This is a genomic window from Bartonella sp. DB5-6 (assembly GCF_000278115.1).
In the GTDB taxonomy this organism is placed as follows: Bacteria; Pseudomonadota; Alphaproteobacteria; order Rhizobiales; family Rhizobiaceae; genus Bartonella; species Bartonella refiksaydamii.
Genome location: NZ_JH725120.1, coordinates 11,779 through 32,663 on the forward strand (window position 1 = coordinate 11,779; position 20,885 = coordinate 32,663).

Annotated in this window: 17 protein-coding genes and 1 other RNA gene; 10 read left to right on the forward strand and 8 right to left on the reverse strand. The window is 36.9% G+C overall.

The features are described from left to right. Positions 1-804 precede the first annotated feature (804 nt). The 3 genes from MCO_RS06775 to MCO_RS11270 all read left to right on the forward strand — a co-directional run bounded on the left by MCO_RS06775 (position 805) and on the right by MCO_RS11270 (position 3,834). Positions 805-1,731 carry a D-2-hydroxyacid dehydrogenase family protein gene (locus MCO_RS06775; RefSeq protein ID WP_007553391.1) on the forward strand — a complete coding sequence of 309 codons (927 nt, stop codon included), beginning with the start codon at positions 805-807 and terminating at the stop codon, positions 1,729-1,731. 389 nt (positions 1,732-2,120) lie between these two features. Further along, positions 2,121-2,939, forward strand: coding sequence for an MFS transporter (locus MCO_RS06780; protein WP_007553392.1), 819 nt, complete (start codon positions 2,121-2,123; stop codon positions 2,937-2,939). Positions 2,940-3,354: 415 nt separating this feature from the next. Beyond that, entirely contained in the window at positions 3,355-3,834 is a 480-nt protein-coding gene (locus tag MCO_RS11270) for a hypothetical protein (RefSeq protein WP_245256856.1), read from the forward strand. A 1,006-nt stretch (positions 3,835-4,840) separates the two neighbouring features. Here MCO_RS11270 and MCO_RS06790 read toward each other — a convergent pair. The 7 genes from MCO_RS06790 to MCO_RS06820 all read right to left on the reverse strand — a co-directional run bounded on the left by MCO_RS06790 (position 4,841) and on the right by MCO_RS06820 (position 13,522). Then, positions 4,841-6,640, reverse strand: coding sequence for an acetolactate synthase 3 large subunit (locus MCO_RS06790; RefSeq protein ID WP_007553395.1), 1,800 nt, complete (start codon positions 6,638-6,640; stop codon positions 4,841-4,843). A 261-nt stretch (positions 6,641-6,901) separates the two neighbouring features. Beyond that, positions 6,902-7,774, reverse strand: a complete 873-nt coding sequence (miaA, locus tag MCO_RS06795; protein ID WP_007553396.1) for a tRNA (adenosine(37)-N6)-dimethylallyltransferase MiaA — start codon at positions 7,772-7,774, stop codon at positions 6,902-6,904. A 590-nt stretch (positions 7,775-8,364) separates the two neighbouring features. After that, positions 8,365-9,867 carry a Do family serine endopeptidase gene (locus MCO_RS06800; protein ID WP_007553397.1) on the reverse strand — a complete coding sequence of 501 codons (1,503 nt, stop codon included), beginning with the start codon at positions 9,865-9,867 and terminating at the stop codon, positions 8,365-8,367. A gap of 151 nt (positions 9,868-10,018) precedes the next feature. Further along, positions 10,019-10,954 (reverse strand): protease modulator HflC, encoded by a 936-nt coding sequence (gene hflC / locus MCO_RS06805; RefSeq protein ID WP_007553398.1) that lies wholly within the window; start codon positions 10,952-10,954, stop codon positions 10,019-10,021. A gap of 2 nt (positions 10,955-10,956) precedes the next feature. After that, positions 10,957-12,102 carry an FtsH protease activity modulator HflK gene (gene hflK, locus MCO_RS06810; RefSeq protein ID WP_007553399.1) on the reverse strand — a complete coding sequence of 382 codons (1,146 nt, stop codon included), beginning with the start codon at positions 12,100-12,102 and terminating at the stop codon, positions 10,957-10,959. Positions 12,103-12,221: 119 nt separating this feature from the next. Further along, a complete protein-coding gene (locus tag MCO_RS06815) occupies positions 12,222-12,731 on the reverse strand; it encodes a dihydrofolate reductase (protein WP_007553400.1) in 510 nt (169 codons plus the stop codon). Then, positions 12,728-13,522 carry a thymidylate synthase gene (locus MCO_RS06820; protein WP_007553401.1) on the reverse strand — a complete coding sequence of 265 codons (795 nt, stop codon included), beginning with the start codon at positions 13,520-13,522 and terminating at the stop codon, positions 12,728-12,730. Before MCO_RS06820 ends, MCO_RS06815 begins: the two co-directional genes overlap by 4 nt. A 209-nt stretch (positions 13,523-13,731) precedes the next feature. Here MCO_RS06820 and MCO_RS06825 point away from each other — a divergent pair, with 209 nt between their 5' ends. The 3 genes from MCO_RS06825 to MCO_RS06835 all read left to right on the forward strand — a co-directional run bounded on the left by MCO_RS06825 (position 13,732) and on the right by MCO_RS06835 (position 18,849). Beyond that, positions 13,732-15,039 carry an MFS family transporter gene (locus MCO_RS06825; protein ID WP_007553402.1) on the forward strand — a complete coding sequence of 436 codons (1,308 nt, stop codon included), beginning with the start codon at positions 13,732-13,734 and terminating at the stop codon, positions 15,037-15,039. Positions 15,040-15,774: 735 nt separating this feature from the next. Further along, complete coding sequence (locus tag MCO_RS06830; RefSeq protein WP_007553403.1) at positions 15,775-17,082, forward strand: MFS family transporter; 1,308 nt, start codon at positions 15,775-15,777, stop codon at positions 17,080-17,082. A 444-nt stretch (positions 17,083-17,526) separates the two neighbouring features. Next, entirely contained in the window at positions 17,527-18,849 is a 1,323-nt protein-coding gene (locus tag MCO_RS06835; protein ID WP_007553404.1) for an MFS transporter, read from the forward strand. 68 nt (positions 18,850-18,917) lie between these two features. Here the strand turns inward: MCO_RS06835 and MCO_RS06840 are convergent, their stop codons facing one another. Continuing rightward, positions 18,918-19,223 carry a DUF2853 family protein gene (locus MCO_RS06840; RefSeq protein WP_007553405.1) on the reverse strand — a complete coding sequence of 102 codons (306 nt, stop codon included), beginning with the start codon at positions 19,221-19,223 and terminating at the stop codon, positions 18,918-18,920. Between the two features lie 99 nt (positions 19,224-19,322). Between MCO_RS06840 and ssrA the strand changes: the two genes are divergently transcribed. The 4 genes from ssrA to MCO_RS06855 all read left to right on the forward strand — a co-directional run bounded on the left by ssrA (position 19,323) and on the right by MCO_RS06855 (position 20,844). Further along, positions 19,323-19,679: a transfer-messenger RNA gene (gene ssrA / locus MCO_RS10235) on the forward strand. A gap of 167 nt (positions 19,680-19,846) precedes the next feature. Beyond that, the gene (locus MCO_RS06845) at positions 19,847-20,392 is read left to right on the forward strand and encodes an SspB family protein (RefSeq protein WP_007553406.1); all 546 of its coding nucleotides are present in this window, start codon (positions 19,847-19,849) and stop codon (positions 20,390-20,392) included. Positions 20,393-20,399: 7 nt separating this feature from the next. Next, positions 20,400-20,582 carry a DUF4169 family protein gene (locus MCO_RS06850; RefSeq protein ID WP_007553407.1) on the forward strand — a complete coding sequence of 61 codons (183 nt, stop codon included), beginning with the start codon at positions 20,400-20,402 and terminating at the stop codon, positions 20,580-20,582. A 10-nt stretch (positions 20,583-20,592) separates the two neighbouring features. Next, positions 20,593-20,844: a ribbon-helix-helix domain-containing protein gene (locus MCO_RS06855; protein ID WP_007553408.1), complete on the forward strand. Its 252-nt coding sequence runs from the start codon at positions 20,593-20,595 to the stop codon at positions 20,842-20,844. Positions 20,845-20,885 lie beyond the last annotated feature (41 nt).

Here is a 20,885-nt window from a genome sequence, read left to right on the forward strand (position 1 = left end):
ACAGTAACACCAACAATGGAATATGCATATCTTAAATTTAAAATAACACCTATATACGCTTTTTCTAACCAAAATTTAGAATGAAAAAAGAGCATTGCAATTGCAAAACCCTCGCTAGAAAAAATGTCCTAACAGGATAAAAATAATGTAATTTTATGAACACTATTTTACACAATCAATCAGCTTTCTTGCACATAAAAATAAAATACAACCACTATTAAGAAATAATAATTAAATATATCAAAAACCTTTTGGCAGAAATAGAAATAGCTTTCAAAAAAACTACTTAATCCTATGATGATACACCTATAAAGTTCCTATTCCCCTCTTATCATGATTTTAATAAATTTACTCTTCATGCTACGAATAAGTTATATCTCAACGAATAAAGAGAGATATCACGCTTATATGAAGCACGCCTTATCTCGCACAAATATGTAGCTTTTTCTGTTTCTACAATAAAATCTGGTTCGTAAGTATGTCCTTCTTGGTAGTCTATTATAAAAAAACTGGGACACGGTTTCAGTCCAGCTTAGCACTTCAGGTCCGTCCTCTAGAATATGAGAAAAGTGCAATTCTCCATCTACTGTATCAAACTTTTTCTTTTTGTCGCAATGTTTTAAAGTTTATAAAAACTAACTGATTAATGCTATTCTTATTCTAGAAATAACAATGACATCAAGGGGTATAATTTGTTAATAGGCTTGGCGTTATGTCAAAATATCAGCGATGAGATTGCTTTTTGGTTGTTTTAGAAATGAAATAATGAGCTCAAATATTGATGAATGAAACGGGAGGTTTAAATTGAAAATATTAATTCCAGATGACTATCAAAAAGCCACCCTAACATTACAGTCTATTACAAAATTAATGAAATCGCATGAAGTGCTGGTTATAAATAATTTAGCTAAAGAATGTGATTTAGAAGATAAGCTCAAAGAGATAGATATTCTTATCTTAATCAGAGAGCGAACTATAGTTGATAGAGATCTTCTCCTGAAACTGCCAAATTTAAAATTAATCTGCCAAACAGGCCCTATAGGTTCCCATATTGATATAGAAGCTTGTAGAGACTTAGGAATTGAAATATTAGACGGTGGTGGAGATCCAACTTCTGCTGCTGAATTTGCATGGCTCTTAATTATGTCTGCGCGTAGAAAACTCTATGAATCTGTGTCTGACATGAAAAAAGGACGATGGCAAACAACATTTGGCAACCAAATGAAAGGGGCTACTCTTGGAATATTCGGGTTTGGGCGTATTGGTAAAATGGTTGCTCAATATGCTCAAGCTTTTGGCATGTCCATTTTGGTTTATGGGAGCGAGCGTTCAACGCAAGAAGCAAAAAATTTAGGTTATCATTTTACGCATTCAAAAGATGAATTTTTTACACGTCCTGACATTATATCCGTACATTTACGTTTAAGCGATAAAACCAGAGGAATCATTCAATTAGATGATCTATTGAGCATGAAACCTCATGCTATTTTTGTCAACACAGCACGTTCAGCTTTGGTTGAAAAAGGGGCGATAGAAAAAATACTAAGTTTGGAAAATTCAACTTACTTTGCACTGGATGTTTATGACAACGAGCCAGTATATGAGAGCAAATTATTGCAATCAGACAGAGTTCTTTGCACACCGCATCTGGGCTATGTGACTGGAGAAAGCTTTGAAAATTATATTGAAAAAGCTTGCCAAAATATAGCGTCTTTTATGAAGAGCGCTTAATGCCGGCTAAGCCAATGTTTGTAAAATTTATCTTATATCGCTAGCGTATTAAATTTGCACTACACATAACAGCTTATTTCTTTAAATTAAGCATATTCCTTAGCTTTAATATTAATACCAATCGTATTGACAGATTTTTATGTAATCCGCATAAAATAACTAATTTATTGTTACAATCATTATTAAAAAAGGCTACTTCATTGGAATACACTTTAACTGAAGGGGGCTAAGTGAGCAATAATAAATTTATAGAAAAAAATATTATAGATGGATTGTATTGCTTGTTGCCACTATCGCTCAAGCATGAGCCTGCTTCTTTGTTTAAGGGATTGGTCCTTTAGCTGAATTTTTTTAAGAAGGATTTCTCGCTTAGTGACTCTCAGATAGGTTTGCTGTCTTCAGCAGCGCAGTTTCTACTTATAGCTGGCGAATTACTAGACAAATCTAACGAGCGCTATATTGTTGGAGTTGGCGCGGTCGGCGTTTCTGTCACTCTTTTGTTGGGAGCAATCGCAGATAACTATATTTCCCTTTTGATCTGTTTGCTAATTGTAGGAGGATTTTATAGTTCTGCTCAATCCAGTGGCGCTAAATCTGTTTCTTCATGGTTTCCACAATCGCAACGCGGATTTGCAATGGGAATAAGGCAGGCGGGACTACCATTAGGTGGGGCATTAGCTGGGATAGTTCTTCCTGCTAGTGCATTTGTCTATGGCATACAAAGTGCGTTTTTGGTCGGTGCCATAGTTTCTTTTTTAGGTGGATGTACATTTATTATTTTTTATCACTCACCAGCAAAAGTTGTAGCTATCGTTCCAGAAAGCAAGGCAAGAGTTTCGTTCTATGCAAATGTAAGGTCTCGTCTTGCGATGTTGGCTGCGCCGCATATGAAGAATATTATTTTTTCAGGCGTTTCACTTGTGATCGTTCAATATGTTTTAACCATTTTTATAACGATTTATTTTTATAGAATCTATCACCTGTCTCTAGATAAAAGTGCTTATTTGTTTTTTGTTTCACAGGCTTCTGGTGCCTTAGGAAGAATTATTTTAGCAGCGTGGAGTGATTATTGTAGAAACGGACGATTTTTTCCTGTCTTGTTTTGCATGATTGCAGTCGTTTTTGGATTTTTAATATTAATTTTGGGCATGAGTGGATCCATAATTTATTTAACTATTTTATCTGCTTGGTTAGGTTTTTTGGATTAGGATGGCATGGCCCTTGGGTTGCTTATATTGTAGACTCTTCGCCGAAAGAAAGCGTTGGCTTTTCTCTGGGTTTAGCAATGTCTGTAAATCAAATCGCAATTATTACTGCTTCACCATTATTTGGATTAATCCAAGATTTTACAGACACTTATTTACTAACATGGCTGATTTTAATTTTAATGATTATTTTTTCACTTTTCTTAATAAAAAAGTAGGGAAATATAATTGAGGAGGAAATTATAATGATAAATGAAAATACTTTTGAATTGAACAATGGCGAAAGAGACAAACTTTGGGAGGCTTCAGACCATGTTATTTATGATCCATACGGTAGTATTGAATATTCGGTTGAGCTAAAAAAACAGCATTTTCGCTGCTACCACATAGAATATTGACAATTCTTATAAAGAAAAAGGTGTCTATTACTCCTAGACCATATTTAATCTTTGAAAACCTTCCAATTGATAGACAAATTAATACGTCACCTACTCCTTATAATTTAGATGCGTCTTGTAAAAGTGGCTATATTAGCGAAAATTTAATTATGATGTTTTCTTTATTAATCGGAGAGCCTTATTCAATTAAGTTTGAAAGCAAACATATAGTAAATAACCTAGTTTCTTTAGAGGATAATAAAAAAGATTATACAGGATTAGGATCTGACGTTGAGTTAGATTTTCATATAGAAAATGCTGCACTAAAATTTATAACTGGTTTAAATTTATCTCCTAAAAGGATACTTTTATCTGGTATTCGCAATGAAGTTGATGGCCCGTTAACGAGAATATCTGTTGCACATCTAGCTTTAAAACTTTTAAGTGAGAAGGATTTGAATAGCTTAAGGGATAATTTATATATAATTAATGTTCCTATAGATGGAGAAAAAATGGGGTAACCTCTACAAGTAAAGTGCCCCTAGTTCGAGGAGACAGTGAATTCCCAGATATCGGCACTGTTTTTTATCTGGGCATGTTAGAACCATAGTCAAAAAAAGCCAAGGAAGCTTTAGATCAATTTTATGAAGCTACTAAGGCTGTATCTTTTGGAATTGATGTACAACCAGGAAGATTATTATAGATTGATAACAGAATGGCTCTACACTCTAGAGAGAAATTTTTTGGGTCATTTGATAGGAAAATCCAATGCGGTGGATTCAAAGAGTATTTGTGTCTGCAGATTTATGGAATCATAGATATGTGGAACAAATATAAAGAAAGAGTATTTGATTTTCAATGTTAATGTCCTGATAATGATATGACGTTGAGTATTATTCTGGTTTATATGTTAACTACACATCTCATATGTAGAGACTTCTCCCGCATAATCAGGTGAAGTTACTACCTGATTATAAGCTATGGTGGCCAATTGATTTTCTATGGCTGCGTTTGATCTTTGTTATTTTTTCCCTTCCTTTCAAGCCGCTAAGGGGATTCTCCTATCAAGCCCTTGAAAGAGCGATTTGGAGTAATTTCATAATGCGAAACCAAAACATAGTGACAAACTATTGTTTTCATAGGCATGACGGTTTGCATGGCTTCACCCTTCAAGCACGGTGGCTTTTTTCTTGCACGATGGAATCTTTCATATATGAGACAACATAATTAATTTATAACAGATAATTCAATATATTATCTAAAAAATGCACCGAAATAGCTATTAATGTGAACATATGAATTAAAAAACAAACATCGCGTACAAATAAATTCAAACATAATTGCACACGACTTATAACATTTTTTAGATGAACAAATAATAATACACCCCCCTCTCTTTAAACAAAGAATGAAAATCATAAAATGAGCTCTAAGGATAATAGGAACTCTCCACAAAGAAGAGACAGAGATGAAGACTCCAAAGACTTCATCATCACCATCCTTTACTATTTTGTTAATATACTCATTTTATACAAGAATCTTTCCTTCGGAAGAAACAGCATTTGCAACGGCTTCATCATTAGCTTCATCAGGTAACAGCATATCATTATGCGCACACCCAGATGGAATCATGGGAAAACAGTTTTCTAAATTAGCAACACGACAATCGAAGAGAACTGGCTTATCACAATCAATCATTTGCTGAATTTTATCATCAAGTTCATCTGGATGTGAACAACAAAGACCAACCACTCCGTAAGCTTGTGCCAATTTTACAAAGTCAGGCATCGATTCCGTATAAGAATGAGAAAGACGATTGCCATGCAACAATTGCTGCCACTGTCGGACCATACCCATATACTGATTATTTAAAATAAAAATTTTCACTGGTGTATTATGTTGAATTGCTGTTGCGAGCTCTTGAATATTCATCTGAATTGAAGCATCCCCAGAAATACATAACACAAGCGCATCAGGGTGTGCTATTTGAACACCAATAGCAGCAGGAAGACCATACCCCATAGTTCCAAGACCACCAGAAGTCATCCAATGTTTTGGCTCATCAAAACGATAATACTGTGCAGCCCACATCTGATGCTGCCCAACATCAGTCGTGACATAAGCATGCACATCTTTGGTAAGTGCATAAAGCCGTTCAAGAGCATATTGTGGCATAATGACATCTTTTTTCTTCATATATGCTAATGAATTACGAGCTTTCCAGCGATTGATTTGCTTCCACCACTCCTTACGACTTTCGCTTTTAAATATTGGCTGCTGCATATGCAAGCGTCGATTGATATCTCCCAAAACATCAGCTACATCGCCAATAAGTGGAACTTCTACTTTTACAATCTTATTGATAGAAGAAGGATCTATATCAATATGAATAATACGCGCATGAGGAGCAAACGCATCAAGCCGCCCAGTAATACGATCATCAAACCGTGCACCAACAGCTAACATAACATCACAATCATGCATGGCCATATTAGCCTCATAGGTTCCATGCATTCCAAGCATTCCAAGCCAATTCTTGCCAGAAGCAGGATAAGCACCAAGTCCCATAAGCGTCGAAGTGATCGGGAAGTCTCCTAGTTGAACCAAATCATGCAAAAGCTGTACAGCTTCAGGGCCCGATGAAATGACACCACCACCAGAATAAATAACAGGGCGTTTTGCTTCTGCTAAAAGAGAAACAGCACATTCGATAGTCTTAGTATTCTCTTTAAACTGTGGACGAGAACGCAGAGATGCCGAAACTTGAGGAGCTCTATAAACACCTGAAGCAAATTGCACATCTTTAGGAATATCAATCAAAACCGGCCCTGGACGTCCTGATTGAGCAATAGAAAAAGATTCATGAATGATTGCTGCAAGATCATTCACATTTTCGACCAAACAATTATATTTAGTACAAGACTTTGTAATACCAACCGTGTCAGCTTCTTGAAAACCATTTGTTCCAATCACAGTTGTTGGAACTTGACCAGAAAAACAAACAAGTGGGATAGAATCCATAAGCGCATCTTGCAAAGGTGTCACAGCATTCGTTGCCCCTGGACCAGAAGTCACCAGCATAACGCCTACTTTCCCTGTACTACGTGCATAACCTTCAGCAGCATGACCCGCTGCTTGTTCATGACGCACCAAAATATGACGAACTGCATCTTGTTGATAAATAACATCAAAAATAGGAAGAACAGCCCCACCAGGATAACCAAAGAGATGTTTAACCCCTTGATCAATAAGAGCTTGAACCACCATTTCAGCACCCGACATTATTTGTCCGTCTGCATTCTCTTGCAATCTTGGATGATCTGTCATTTTTCCCACTCGCCTACTTGGTAGCATAATAAAAAAGCCCCCGAAGGAGCCTATAAAAAAAGGCTCCGAGAGAGCCCATTACACACAAAACATATATTGCATGCCCCCCCACTTCGCATAAAAAACGTAAGAAGAATATTCCTTTATGGCAGGAGATTTTAATTCTATTGATGTCATTCGTCAATAAAAAATTATATTTCCTAAAAAATCTCTATTCACTACTATCTTTCTGATTTTTTTTCAAACTTCTCACCTCTTTTATCAAGAAATAGGCGTCCACTCTTCATCAAATTGATTACGAAACCATGTCATTTGCCTTTTTGCATATCTCCTTGTCTGTGTTTTTACTGCTTCAAGAGCATTCTCAAAACTTCTATATCCATCCAAATAAGCTATAAATTCAGGTATACCAATAGCCTTCATCGCTGGTAACAAAGGGGAAATCATGAGCTTTTTCATAGCAACCACTTCTTCTAAAGCACCTTTTTCAAACATAAAGTCCAACCGCTTATGAATACGTTCATAAAGCAATTGACGTGATGGAATGAGAAGAATTTTTTCGGCACAATTTGGCACAATCAAAGGGGGAGTTTTTTGTTTCTGCCACCAGCTTAACTTCTTATCAGTTGCATCATAAACTTCCAAAGCACGGATGATACGCTGACCATCTTGTGAAGAAATTTTCTCAGCGAGAACAGCATCAACCTGCAACAACTGACGATAAAGGCTTTCAGCTCCTTCTTTATCAAGCCGAAATCGCCATTTCTGCCGCACAACATCTGGAACATGAGGAATTTTTGCAATCCCCTCTAAAAGGGCACGAAAATACAGCCCTGTTCCACCAACAAAAATAAGTGATTTCGACGTAAATGTAGTCAACAATTTCTCAACATCACGCGACCATTGCCCTACTGAATAATTCAGAGTAGGACTCACATAACCATAAAGATAATGTGGAACAATTGCAGTATCAGCCTCCGTTGGCCGTGCCGTTAAAATATTTAAAACATCATAAACCTGCATTGAATCAGTGTTGATGATAAGAGCATTTTTTTCTTTGGCCATCTGTAAGGCAAGCGCTGATTTTCCACTTGCTGTTGGCCCCGCTATCAATGTAATCGTTCTCTGTATCATGAATGGAAATGCCTATATCCATTAATCAACAACTTATTGCAACACACATAATCAACCCCTAACCCTGCATTTCATTCACCGTGTCAAAGAGTGAACTCTTCAAACAAAATACAAGCAAAAAAATTCTATAATTAATACAGAGAAAGCGCCTATAATTATTCTACCACTTTTGAAAAAATGAACACAATAATAACCCCTAAAAAAGTCTCAAAGCATTTCCTTTTGCTATCATTATGCAATAATAAAACACAACCACGAAATTTTTTCAGGATGACCATCATAAACAAACATACTTTTTACAATTCTATACAGAAATAAATGATATTTTTTATAATAAATCTTCAGCAAATTACTTTTTTAAAGCACTCATTTTCCTCATATTGTTTCTTTCCCATCAACCACAAAACAAGACGCAACAACTCTCACAAATTATGAGCTCTAATACGAATCTTCCTGTAATAATTGCTATTTAAAGAACCGAAGCGAGTAAACAATCATCTATCGCATACGTTTATAACGATAACAGAGACATAAACGGTTAAACACACATTCAAAAAATAATCTCCAAAGCAACAATCCACCCCCAAATATCAATCTATTGGAATCGTTACGAACCGTAACTCTCCATCTGGCTGAGCAACAATGCATAGAGCATTTTTGCGTCCAGCTTCACGTAATTTGTGAATACGTTTTTTAGCCTCATCAATTGTTGTGACAGAACTTTGATTAATATCAACAATCACTTCACCAATGCGAATACGCTTTTTATCTGCCGCGCTATTTTGTGTAACAGATGTCACCACCAATCCTCGAACCTTATCCGTAATTGAATAACGATGACGCAAATCCGCTGTCAGCTCAGATAATGTCATTCCCATAAATTGTACTGTCATGCTTTTCGATACAGAACTGTTTTTTTCATCATCGGATTCTTCTTCTGTATTTTCATTTGCGTCTGTCTCAATCAAACGACCAAGCTTAACCTGTACAGTTTTCTCCTGCCCGTCCCGAAAAACAGTAACATCTACCACTTTTCCTTCTGGACTTTCCGCCACTAAACGCGGTAAATCACGTGCATGCTTAATTTTCGCATCCCCAAAGGAAAGAATAACATCTCCATCCTGTAACTGGCTATTATCGACATTCGCCTGTTCTATTTTACCAGCAACCAATGCCCCCACAGCGTCGTCCAGTTTCAAACTTTTTGCAATATCTTCTGTCACCGGTTGAATACGAATAGCTAACCAACCACGCCTTATTTCTCCAAAATCACGTAACTGATTAATCACAGAAAGAGCCATATCGGATGGTATTGCAAAACCAATACCAATAGACCCTCCAGAAGGCGAAATAATTGCCGTATTAATCCCAATCACCTCACCATTTCTATCAAACAACGGACCACCAGAATTTCCTCGGTTAATCGCTGCATCTGTCTGAATAAAATTATCATAAGGACCAGCATTAAGATCACGATTGCGTGCAGAAATAATACCAACAGTTACACTTCCACCAAAACCATAGGGATTCCCGATAGCCATCACCCAATCACCAATGCGTGCTTTTTCTGAATCACCAAAACGCACAGCCTTTAATTTTTTATTTCCTGCATCCACCTGAAGTAATGCTAAATCAGTCTTACTATCCTTTCCAAGCAATTTTGCTTTCAGCTTTGTACCATCGGTAAAATTAACTTCAATATCATCAGCATCAACAATAACGTGATAATTTGTAACAATAAGTCCTTTTTGCGCATCAATCACAAAACCAGATCCCAAAGAAGGTACCTTTTGAAACTGACTATCCTTTTGACCATTTTTAGGTGTAAAAAAATCACTAAAATATTCTTGCAACAATGAATCTTTCGGAATAACAGGTATCGAAGTGTACTCATCCTGTTCGGTTCCTTCAACAATTTGTGCTGTGGAAATATTCACAACCGTCTCCAAAAGCTCAGCGGCTAAATCAGGAATCGGAAGATGTGTATTCTTTGTCTCCTCCCCCCAAGAAAAACTGATTGAGGTTAATAAAAATAAAACCACACAAACAACAATTTTTGTAGCAAAAAACTTCAAAGATGTATTTCTACCCATGACATGCCTTTAACAAAATGCTGCAAAAAGCCTCACTAAATTTATTTATGCAAAATCAGTATGGCCCAATACCCTAGCTCTTATCATAAAAGAAAGCGACCACTGACGACACTTCTCATATCAAAGCTCCTTCAACAGTCTACTGTGTCATCTACTCTTTCCCAAGATTTGGATCAATTTTACTGAAGCCAGTATCCATTGGTGATGAAAACTTTCTATTTGCTTGCAGTGGATGACGGAAATAGAAAAAGAAATCTTCGTTTGGTGAAATCACCATAGGAACACGCTCCAAATTTTTGTACTGTTCCATCGCTAACCAAAAATCATAGAAAGCCGGATTAGCTTCTCTTGCATTCAATAAAAGACGAATGCTTTCAGCCTGACCTTCACCACGAGTAATTTCAGCATCACGCTTTGCAGCTGCTACAATTTCTTCATATTCACGATTAGCTTCCGCCACAATACGATCCCGCTCCTGCTGCCCACGAGCACGAATATTTTCCGCTGCAGCTTCACGTTCAGCTGCCATTTGCCGATAAACATCCTCCGACACCGCATCAGTCAAATCAGTTTTGCGAATACGCACATCAAGAATGGTGATACCCAATGAACCTGCATCTACAGAAAACTGTCGCTGCACTTCAGTCATCATCGCTCCCCGTTCATCTGATAAAGCTGCCTTAAACTCTCGCTTACCATAAACGGCCCGCAAAGCATCTATAAAACGCGGCGCAAGATTTTCACGCGCAGCAATTTGCGGACGCCCTGAAGCAATGCGCTGTAAAAACAACTTAGGATCCGTAATACGATAAATAAAGAACGCATCAACTTCATAATAAGCACCACCACGAACCTGTACAGATTGTGTGGGAACATCATAACGCAATAATCGATTATCAATAACAATCATCTTATCCACAAAGGGCATTTTCAAATAAATCCCAGGCTCAGACTCTACCTTAACAATTTGTCCAAAACGCTTAATTGCCACTTGTTGACGAGGATAAACAATAAAAATAGACATCCACAAGACCATCAAAAGAAGCACTATGGTACTAAACATAAAAACGAAACGAGACTGCTGCATAATTAGCGTCCTTCAGAAATGCGAGAATCTAATAATGATTTAGAATGTGCTGATATTTTTTTCGTATTTTCTAATGAATCGCTACGTAGCAATTCATTCAGAGGTAAATAAGGCACTGCCGGAGAATTTACTTGGTCAAGAACCAACTTATTTGATGAAGAAAGAATACGCCCCATTGTCTCCATATAAAAACGATAACGCGTAGCCTCTGGTGAAATTGCTGCTGCACGAGCTATAGCCTGAAAACGCTCAGCACGTCCGCGTGCCTCTTCAACCATTTGCGCCTTTTCACCTTTTGCTATTTCCCGTGTACGTGAAGCTTCACCATTTGCTAAACCAATCTTGGTAAAACGCACACGATTGCCTTCTTCAATCATTCGCCCGCGTTCCTGCTCTGCTTGCTGAACAGAATTAAACGCAGCGGCAACCTTCGTAGGAGGAGCAGCTTCACTGATAGAGACACGGCTTATTTCAACACCAAGTTGATATTTATCTACAGTCAACTGAATAACTTTTCTAACATCATTAGCAACTTCTTCTTTCTTGTCACGTAAAACATCATCAACAGGTCTTGAACCAATAACTTCACGCATTGCACTCTCTGCAACTTGACGAACTGTCCCTTCTTGATCACTCACATTGAATAAAAATTGACTTGGACGTGAAATCCGATAGTAAACAGAGAAGTTGACATTAACAATATTCTGATCACTCGAAAGCATCAAACCTTCACTTTGTTGCGCCTGACCAGACTGACCACCAATCGCGATTGTTTTTTCCGTTAAAGGCACTTTCATATAGGTCTCAATTGGCCAAAAGTGAAAATGCAAACCATCTCCGATGATTCCTTCCTTAGGAACACCAAAACGCAACTCCACAGCTTGTTCATTTTGCTGAACGATATAAAGCGACTGATAGAGCAAAAAAAACACGGCAAGCAGAAGTAACAGAACAAAAATCCCACTTCTACCAACTTGCTTAAACTGATCCTTCCCTTTACGCAAAATGTCATCAAGATTGGGACCATTATTACCACTGTTATTGCCCCCAGACCCAAAAAGATTCTTAGCTGGCGCTTTCTTATCGCCACCCGATTTATTTTTATCGCCGCTCCATGGGCCGCCACCATTTTGATTTGTCCAGGGCATTATCACCTCTTTAACTGACTACCATTAATTAAATATTAACCATTTACTCGCTCTTATAGGATACCTCTTACCCGATTACAATGTAAAGAACAGGCTTCCTCCCCTTAAATTACAAATGATTACTTCCGCTCATAAACCATAAAACGTGATGGATGACTATCTTTAACTCCTTCTGGAATATATTGTGTTTGTATAATAGTCCACTTTTCTTTGTCGAAGACAGGAAAAAAGCTATCACCTTTAATGGAAGCTAAAACTTCTGTAAGAAATATTTTATCAGCAATAGGCAACCCTTGTTGAAAAATTTCACCACCACCAATAATAAAAACTGCATCTGCACTATTTTGAGAGGACACCCTTTTTGCAACCGAACAAGCCTGAGATAAAGAGTGTGCAATAACAGCGCCTTCAGCTGAGAAAGCACGATTGTGAGTAATGACAATATTTGTGCGCCCAGGTAAAGGACGGCCAAGAGAATCCCAAGTCTTTCGACCCATAATAATGGGTTTACCGAAAGTCAAAGCCTTAAAGCGTTGTAAATCCGTCGACAAATGCCAAGGCAAAGCACCTTCATGACCGATAACACCATTTTCTGCAACAGCTGCAATTAAACAAACTTTAAAAATCATATTGCCACCGGTGCTCTAATATGTGTCTGGGCGTCATAATTAAGCAATTCAAAATCTTCAAATTTAAAAGAAAAAAGATCTGTTACCTCTGAATTTATACGCATAAACGGCAAAGCATTTGGTACACGTGACAACTGATATTGAGCTTGTTCAAAATGATTAGAATAAAGGTGGGCATCACCAAGGGTATGAATAAAATCTCCTACTTTAAGTTCGCTCACTTGCGCAATCATCATCGTTAATAACGCATAGGAAGCAATGTTGAATGGAACACCTAAAAAAATATCCGCTGAACGTTGATAAAGTTGGCAAGATAATTTACCATCAGCAACGTAAAATTGAAAAAGACAATGACAAGGAGGAAGAGCCATTTCCTCTATCAATGCGGGATTCCAAGCAGATACAATTAGGCGACGAGAATCAGGCGTTTCTTTGATCATAGTTAAAAGGTTATTAATTTGATCAATATGTCTTCCATCGGGAGCAGGCCAAGAACGCCACTGATAACCATAAATAGGACCAAGGTTTCCCTTTTCATCAGCCCATTCATCCCAAATTGATACACCATGTTTCTTCAACCATGCAATATTTGTATCACCTTTAAGAAACCACAAAAGCTCATAGATGATCGAACGCAAATGCAGTTTCTTTGTTGTTAACAATGGGAATCCAGCTTGTAAATCAAATCGCATCTGATACCCAAAAATCGATCGCGTCCCAACACCAGTGCGATCTGTACGATCAATGCCCTGATGTAAAACATATGATAAAAAATCAAGGTAGGTTTTCATATTAAGATTATGGACGATTCTATCGATTATAGAAAATAAAAACTGTAAAATTCGTAAAAATACAATTCAAATCAAATCTCTCTTCTCAAAACGTCTTGCACAAGAATATTACTACTATCTAATTAAATTTTTGACGCAAAAGATAAAATACTGTAGACAATTTTTAGGGGTCTAAATAAACGTAAACATAATTATAAAGGGATAGACTTATGGTGAATGAAGCAGCTCTAGCACCGCATGATACAAGGAGGCGTATCTTTGCTATCATATCTAGTGCATCAGGTAATTTAGTAGAATGGTACGATTTTTACGTTTATTCCTTTACATCGATTTATTTTGCATCACAATTCTTTCCCTCTGATGGTAATGTTGTTGCACAACTTTTACAAGCTGCTGGTGTTTTTGCCATTGGTTTTCTTATGCGTCCTATTGGAGGATGGCTCTTCGGATTTATTGCTGATCGTTATGGACGCAAACGCTCGATGCTTATTTCTGTTTTTATGATGTGCAGCGGTTCGTTCTTAATAGCAGTACTTCCTACCTATGAAACCATTGGAATGGCAGCAGCAGTTCTTTTACTCTTACTTCGAATGCTTCAAGGACTTTCTGTCGGCGGTGAATATGGCACTACAGCAACTTATATGAGTGAAGTTGCCCTCAAAAATCGCCGTGGGTTCTTTAGCTCTTTTCAATACACTACGCTGATTGGTGGACAACTTTTAGCCAGCCTTGTAATATTCATTCTAGCGCTTTATCTCACAGAAGATCAGTTAAAAGCATGGGGCTGGCGTATTCCTTTTGCAATTGGTGGATTAGGAGCAATTGTTGCGATTTATCTCCGCCGTTCGCTTCATGAAACAACAACCGAAGAAAGTCGTTCTAAAAAGCAGGCTGGTAGTCTTATAGAGCTTTTACGCAATCACGGAAAAGCTTTCTTTTTGGTTATTGGCTTTACAGCTGGAGGATCGCTTACATTTTACACCTATACGACTTATATGCAAAAGTATCTGATCACGACTACCGGATTTGATAAACATACAGCCACAACTATAATGACAGCTGCACTCTTCGTTTTTATGTTACTTCAACCTTTATTTGGCTTTCTAGCTGATAAAATTGGTACAAAAACTTCACTCCTCATGTGGAGTATTTTATCTATTATCTTTACGATTCCTGGGCTTAAAATGATTGCTGACGCTAATGAGACAAAGGTTGCTTTATTAATCATTATCGGAATGCTATGCATTATGAGTTTTTATACGTCCATTTCTGGTATCGTAAAAGCGGAAATGTTTCCTTCTTCAGTACGTGCAATGGGAGTTGGGCTCTCCTATGCTATTGCTAATGCATTATTTGGTGGATCAGCCGAATATGTAGCACTTTGGTTAAAAAATATGGGATATGAATCTGTCTTCTATTTTTATATAACCGGCATGATGATAATTGCATTTATTGCAGTTATCTTGATGCCCGATGCCAGAAAAAAAGGATATCTTCAAGGTGATGGAATCCATTAAAGTTTCCTGTGCTGAATCAAAAGCCCTACTAGGGCTTTTGATTATGATAATCGTATAAATTCAGTATTAACAATCCTTTATACGCTTTTCCTTGATATAAACCATGAGAAGTATATTCTCTCACTATATTATCAGTATGTTATTTTTTCTACCGAATTCGGTACACTTAGATTAAAAAACATTTTATTTGTTTAAAATACCTTCACTTTTTTATCAAAATAAAAGAAAAAAGAGGTTATTATCTAATAATGATGATCCTTTATTGAAAATAATTTCTCTTCATGACAAAAACATACCGACCTTATTTTGAAACTCTCAAAGAACGAAAATTTTCACCGCATTATAATGCAATACCTTAAAATATGGCAAATTTGTCAATAAACACCAAGCACTGCACAACACACTCAATAACACTATTATATGCCTTAATGTTTAGCTAAATTGATAATGAGGAAACAAAAACAACGGTTTTCTTAATCACATAAACTTTTCTTCCTCTAAGATAATCACAAAACACAGTATAATTAAGAAAAATACAATCTCTTATAAAGATTAGATTTCTTCATCCTATTACAAAAATAAAGAATCCCAAAGACATGAAAATATAATCCAAATAATCTGTTTCAAAAAACTGTTATAATAAATTATCATTATACAATTGAATTTTGATGATACAAATCGTAAACAATTTTAAATAGAGAAAAGAAATATTAAATATTAAAAGGGAATTACTTAATGAAAAGCAAAACAACTTTAGCACCACATGATACAAGAAAACGTATTTTTGCTATCATATCCAGTGCATCAGGAAATCTCGTAGAATGGTATGATTTTTATGTCTATTCCTTTACGTCTATTTATTTTGCATCACAATTTTTTCCCTCGAATGGCAATACCGTTGCGGAACTTTTAAAAGCCGCAGCTGTCTTTGCTATGGGTTTTCTTATGCGCCCTATTGGAGGATGGCTCTTCGGATTCATTGCTGATCGTTATGGACGAAAACGCTCAATGCTTATATCTATTTTTATGATGTGCGGTGGGTCTTTCCTCATCGCCATACTTCCAACTTACGAAACTTTGGGAACAACAGCGGCCTTTCTTCTACTTTTAGTCCGAATGCTTCAAGGACTTTCAGCCGGCGGTGAATATGGTACAGCAGCAACGTATATGAGCGAAGTTGCCCCTAAGAATCGTCGTGGGCTTTTTGCTTCTTTCCAATATGCCACGCTTATTACAGGTCAACTTCTCGCCAGTTTCATTGTATTTATTCTAGCACTTTACCTCACTGAAGATCAATTAAAAGCATGGGGCTGGCGTATTCCTTTTGTGATTGGTGGCTTCGGAGCAATGATCGCTATTTACCTCCGTCGTTTACTCCATGAAACAACAACAAAAGAAAGCCGCTCTCAACAAAACAGTGGTAGTCTTAAAGAAATTCTACGCAATCACAAAAAAGCTTTCTTCTTAGTGATGGGTTTTACAGCTGGAGGATCACTCACATTTTATACCTATACAACTTATATGCAAAAATACCTGATCACAACGACCGGATTTGATAAACACACTGCGACAACAATCATGACTGCTGCACTCTTTGTTTTTGTATTACTCCAGCCCCTATTTGGTTCTCTAGCGGATAAAATTGGAGCAAGAGCTTCACTTATCATTTGGAGTAGCTTATCCATCATCTGTACAATTCCTGCACTTAGAATAATTGGTAGCGCTAATAACGCATGGGTTGCGCTATTCATCATCCTTGGAATGCTCTGTATCATGAGTTTTTATACATCCATCGCTGGTATCATAAAAGCAGAATTATTTCCTGCTTCAATCCGAGCAATAGGTGTTAGTCTCTCTTATGCTATTGCTAATGCATTATTTGGCGGATCAGTTGAAGCCGTAGCACTTCAATTTAAAAAAATCGGATACGAATCTGTATTCCCTTTTTATATAATCTGTATGATGATCATTGCGTTCATTACAATTCTCCTCATGCCGGATATAGACAAAGGAGGATACCTTAAAGATGATGAGATTCGTTAAATTTTCTATATGAAATAAAAAAGCCTAAAAAAATTGGGCTTTTTTTTCATTGTTGCATAAAAAAACATTTTGGTGTCATGTAAGTTTTATGAAGTGTATTAATTGTTTGTCCACAAAATAAGAAAAAATCATAGTTTTTTTTCTGCGATCATCAGACATTACCTCTGCAACTTTTGAAACTGCTGTTTTTGCATTCCACTCATCAATACCAAAGGCATCTTGAACCCATATTTCAACGTATCCTCTTCCTTTAAATCTCGTTTGATAACTTTTATCTTCCTAAAAAAATATAGCTTTCAAAAGGCATGAACAGTTAACCAAATTAAGCCGTCTCAAAGAACTTTCATAAGAAATCATCATTACACAATTGAATTTTGGTGTTACAAATCATAAACAACTTTAAATAGAAAAAAATAAACTATAGATCTAAAAGGGGAGCACTTCATGAAAAATGAAATAACTTTAATACAACATGATAAAAGAAAACGTATTTTTGCTATCATATCCAGCGCATCAGGGAATCTGGTAGAATGGTATGATTTTTACGTTTACTCATTTGCGTCGATTTACTTTGCACCACAATTTTTCCCCTCAGATAGCGACATTGTCACCCAATTTTTAAAAACTGCAGGAATCTTCTTTATTGGTTTTCTTATGCGCCCAATTGGAAGTTGGCTCTTTGGCTTTATTGCTGATCGTTATGGACGCAAACGCTCAATGCTCATATCTATTTTTATGATGTGTGGTGGCTCTTTTCTCATCGCCATACTTCCAACTTATGAAACTTTAGGGAGAACTGCGGCAATTCTCCTGCTTTTACTTCGAATGATACAGGGACTTTCAGCCGGAGGTGAATATGGTACAGCAGCAACTTATATAAGCGAAATTTCCCTTAAAAATCATCGCGGTCTCTTTGCTTCTTTCCAATCTACAACGCTTATTACTGGTCAACTTTTAGGCAGTTTTACTATATTTATTTTGGCACTTTATCTAACGGAAGATCAATTAAGAACATGGGGCTGGCGTATTCCTTTTGCGATTGGTGGATTAGCAGCAATAATTACACTTTATCTACGTCGTTCGCTTCATGAAACAACCACTAAAGAAAGCCGTTCTAGAAAACAAACTGGGAGTCTTAAAGAGCTTTTAAGCAAACACACAAAAGCCTTTTTTGTAATTGTTCTCTTCGCCTCTGGAGGCTCTCTCACATTTTATACCTGTACGACTTATATGCAGAAATATCTAATCACAACTACCGGCTTTGATAAACATACCGCTACAACTGTGATGACTGCCGCACTCTTTATTTTCATATTACTTCAACCCGTATTTGGTATACTAGCTGATAAAATTGGAACAAAAAATTTACTTATTATTTGGAGTGTACTCTCTACCCTCTTTACGATTCCTGGACTTATCATAATCGGTCATACGGATAATAAATGGATTGCGCTATTAGCCATTATTGGAATACTCTGTATCATGAGCATGTATACATCCATATCTGGTGTCGTAAAATCAGCGATGTTCCCCTCTTCAGTGCGAGCACTAGGAGTTGGTCTCTCTCATGCTATTGGTAATGCATTACTTGGTGGTTCTGCTGAATACGTAGCACTTGGATTAAAAAATATGGGATATGAATCACTCTTTTATTTTTACGTAACCGGCGTGATGATCATTGCATTCATTGCCACCCTCTTTATACCGGATATGAGTAAGGGGGGATATCTTCAAGAGGATGAGCCCCATCAAAACTTCTCACATTAAGAGAAAACGAAAAAGCCCAAGTAATTGGGCTTTTTTGTAATAATTGCATAAAAGTTTAATTTTTATACTTAAATTTTATGAAGTGCATTTAATTGTTTAGCGACCAAATAATAAAAAGTCATACGACTTTTCCTACGCTCTCCAGACATCATATCTGCAATTTTCGAAACAGCTGTTTTAGCGCTCTGCGCATCGGCACCTAATACATCTTGAACCCATTTTTCAACGCGTTCCAACTCTTTTGGATCTGATGTAGCAACCAACGATGCATCCTGCTTTTGCATCACCAAAGCCAAACGCTGTCTTAGCCGTTCTATGGCAGCCCCATCAGGATTTGGATCATATAATTTAATATCTGCTAGATCATTTGTCATTCTGCAACATCTCCTCTCCAAAAATTAGCGGCTGTATTGTTACAACCACATCTAAATATAGCTTATAAATAATTAGAGGATTTAAAATATTAACAACCCCCCCTTTCCGAAAGGCTGTTCTTCATCTATATTTAAGGAGCTGGCTTGCCGGCTATGGTAATAAATGGACGGTGAAATAAACCTATTGGACCCGGGGGCGGTACCCGGCGCCTCCACCAAAGTATAATCTCTATTGGTTATATTTTGGTGGGGGCGAAATAGGATCGACAAAGGCGTAAAGATCGCTCTTTTACTCGGCATAGTACCACCGTTATCGGGCTAAATGAGTAGTTGCAAATGACAACTATGCGGAAGCACGTCTCGCCGCTTAAGGTGGTGTGAATGCTTCAAATTAAGCCTTAAACCGTCGCAGGTTTAAGCGGGGTTCGAAGGCACCTGGCAACAGAAGCCTTCACTTTTGTTAATATTATTGATTGATCTATTAGATATTATTTTTCATAAAATTTCACATTATTTTCGGTTAATTTAGATGCATCGTAGACAAAATATTGCTATCTTTAAAATACATTCTATTGCACAATATTGTGCACGCTCGTCTTCTGCGTGAAATAAAGGAATATTCGATGATTCAAGATCAAATCCGTTACGATATTCTCGTTCAGGATGCGCTTCGTGGGGTTATCCGTAAAGTTTTATCGGAAGTTTCTAAAGCAGGTCTTCCGGGAAACCATCATTTTTTTATTACCTTTTTTACAAATGTTCCAGGTGTGAAAATTTCTTCTCGGCTTAAAAATCGTTATCCGGAGCAAATGACAATCGTATTACAACATCAGTTTAGAGATTTAAGCGTTTCAGAAACTGCCTTTGAAGTAACGCTCTCTTTTAGAGAAATTACCGAAAAATTAGTGATTCCTTTTACTTCTATCCAAGTATTTTATGACCCTGTAGCGTCATTTGAAGCGGCATTTGACCTACCCTCAAATCTTAACCTTAGAGAGAGTAAAAACTCAGAAAATACACCGTCCACACCTATCGTTCTATCAGATAAACAAAAAAAAGAAAATACGCTCACAAAAGAACAAAATCTCACTACAAATCAGGAAACCTCAAAAAATGATGCCAAACAAAGTGCTGATGTTGTCTCATTAGATTCTTTTAGAAAAAAATAAATATTTCATGACTGAACCGATTAACCTTCGCCAATTTCGAAAACGAAAAAAACGTGCAGAAAAAGCTGTCCATGCAGAAGAAAATCGCTATCGTTTTGGACGAACAAAAGCTGATAAACTTTTAGAGAAAAAAGAAACTTTAAAAGCGCAAAAAATTCTCGATCAAAATCGTTTATGGTGCGACGAATAAGAGTGAAAAAATGCACGAAAATAATCCTATTGATTGGAAAAAAGCGGTCCCACGAAAAATATCTGTACGCATTGGTGGACACACAACAAGCGTATCTTTAGAGCAACCATTTCTAGACATTCTCAAAGCTATAGCACGCAAAAAAGGACAATCTTTAGCCTTTATTATCACCGATTTTGACAGCAAAAGACCACAAAAAGCGAGTCTTTCGGCTTCATTACGCGTTTATGCACTTCAATACGTTCTTACTCAACGCCTTTAATGCCCGTTTTATTTGGTTTACAATCTTTGCCTTCTTATTCA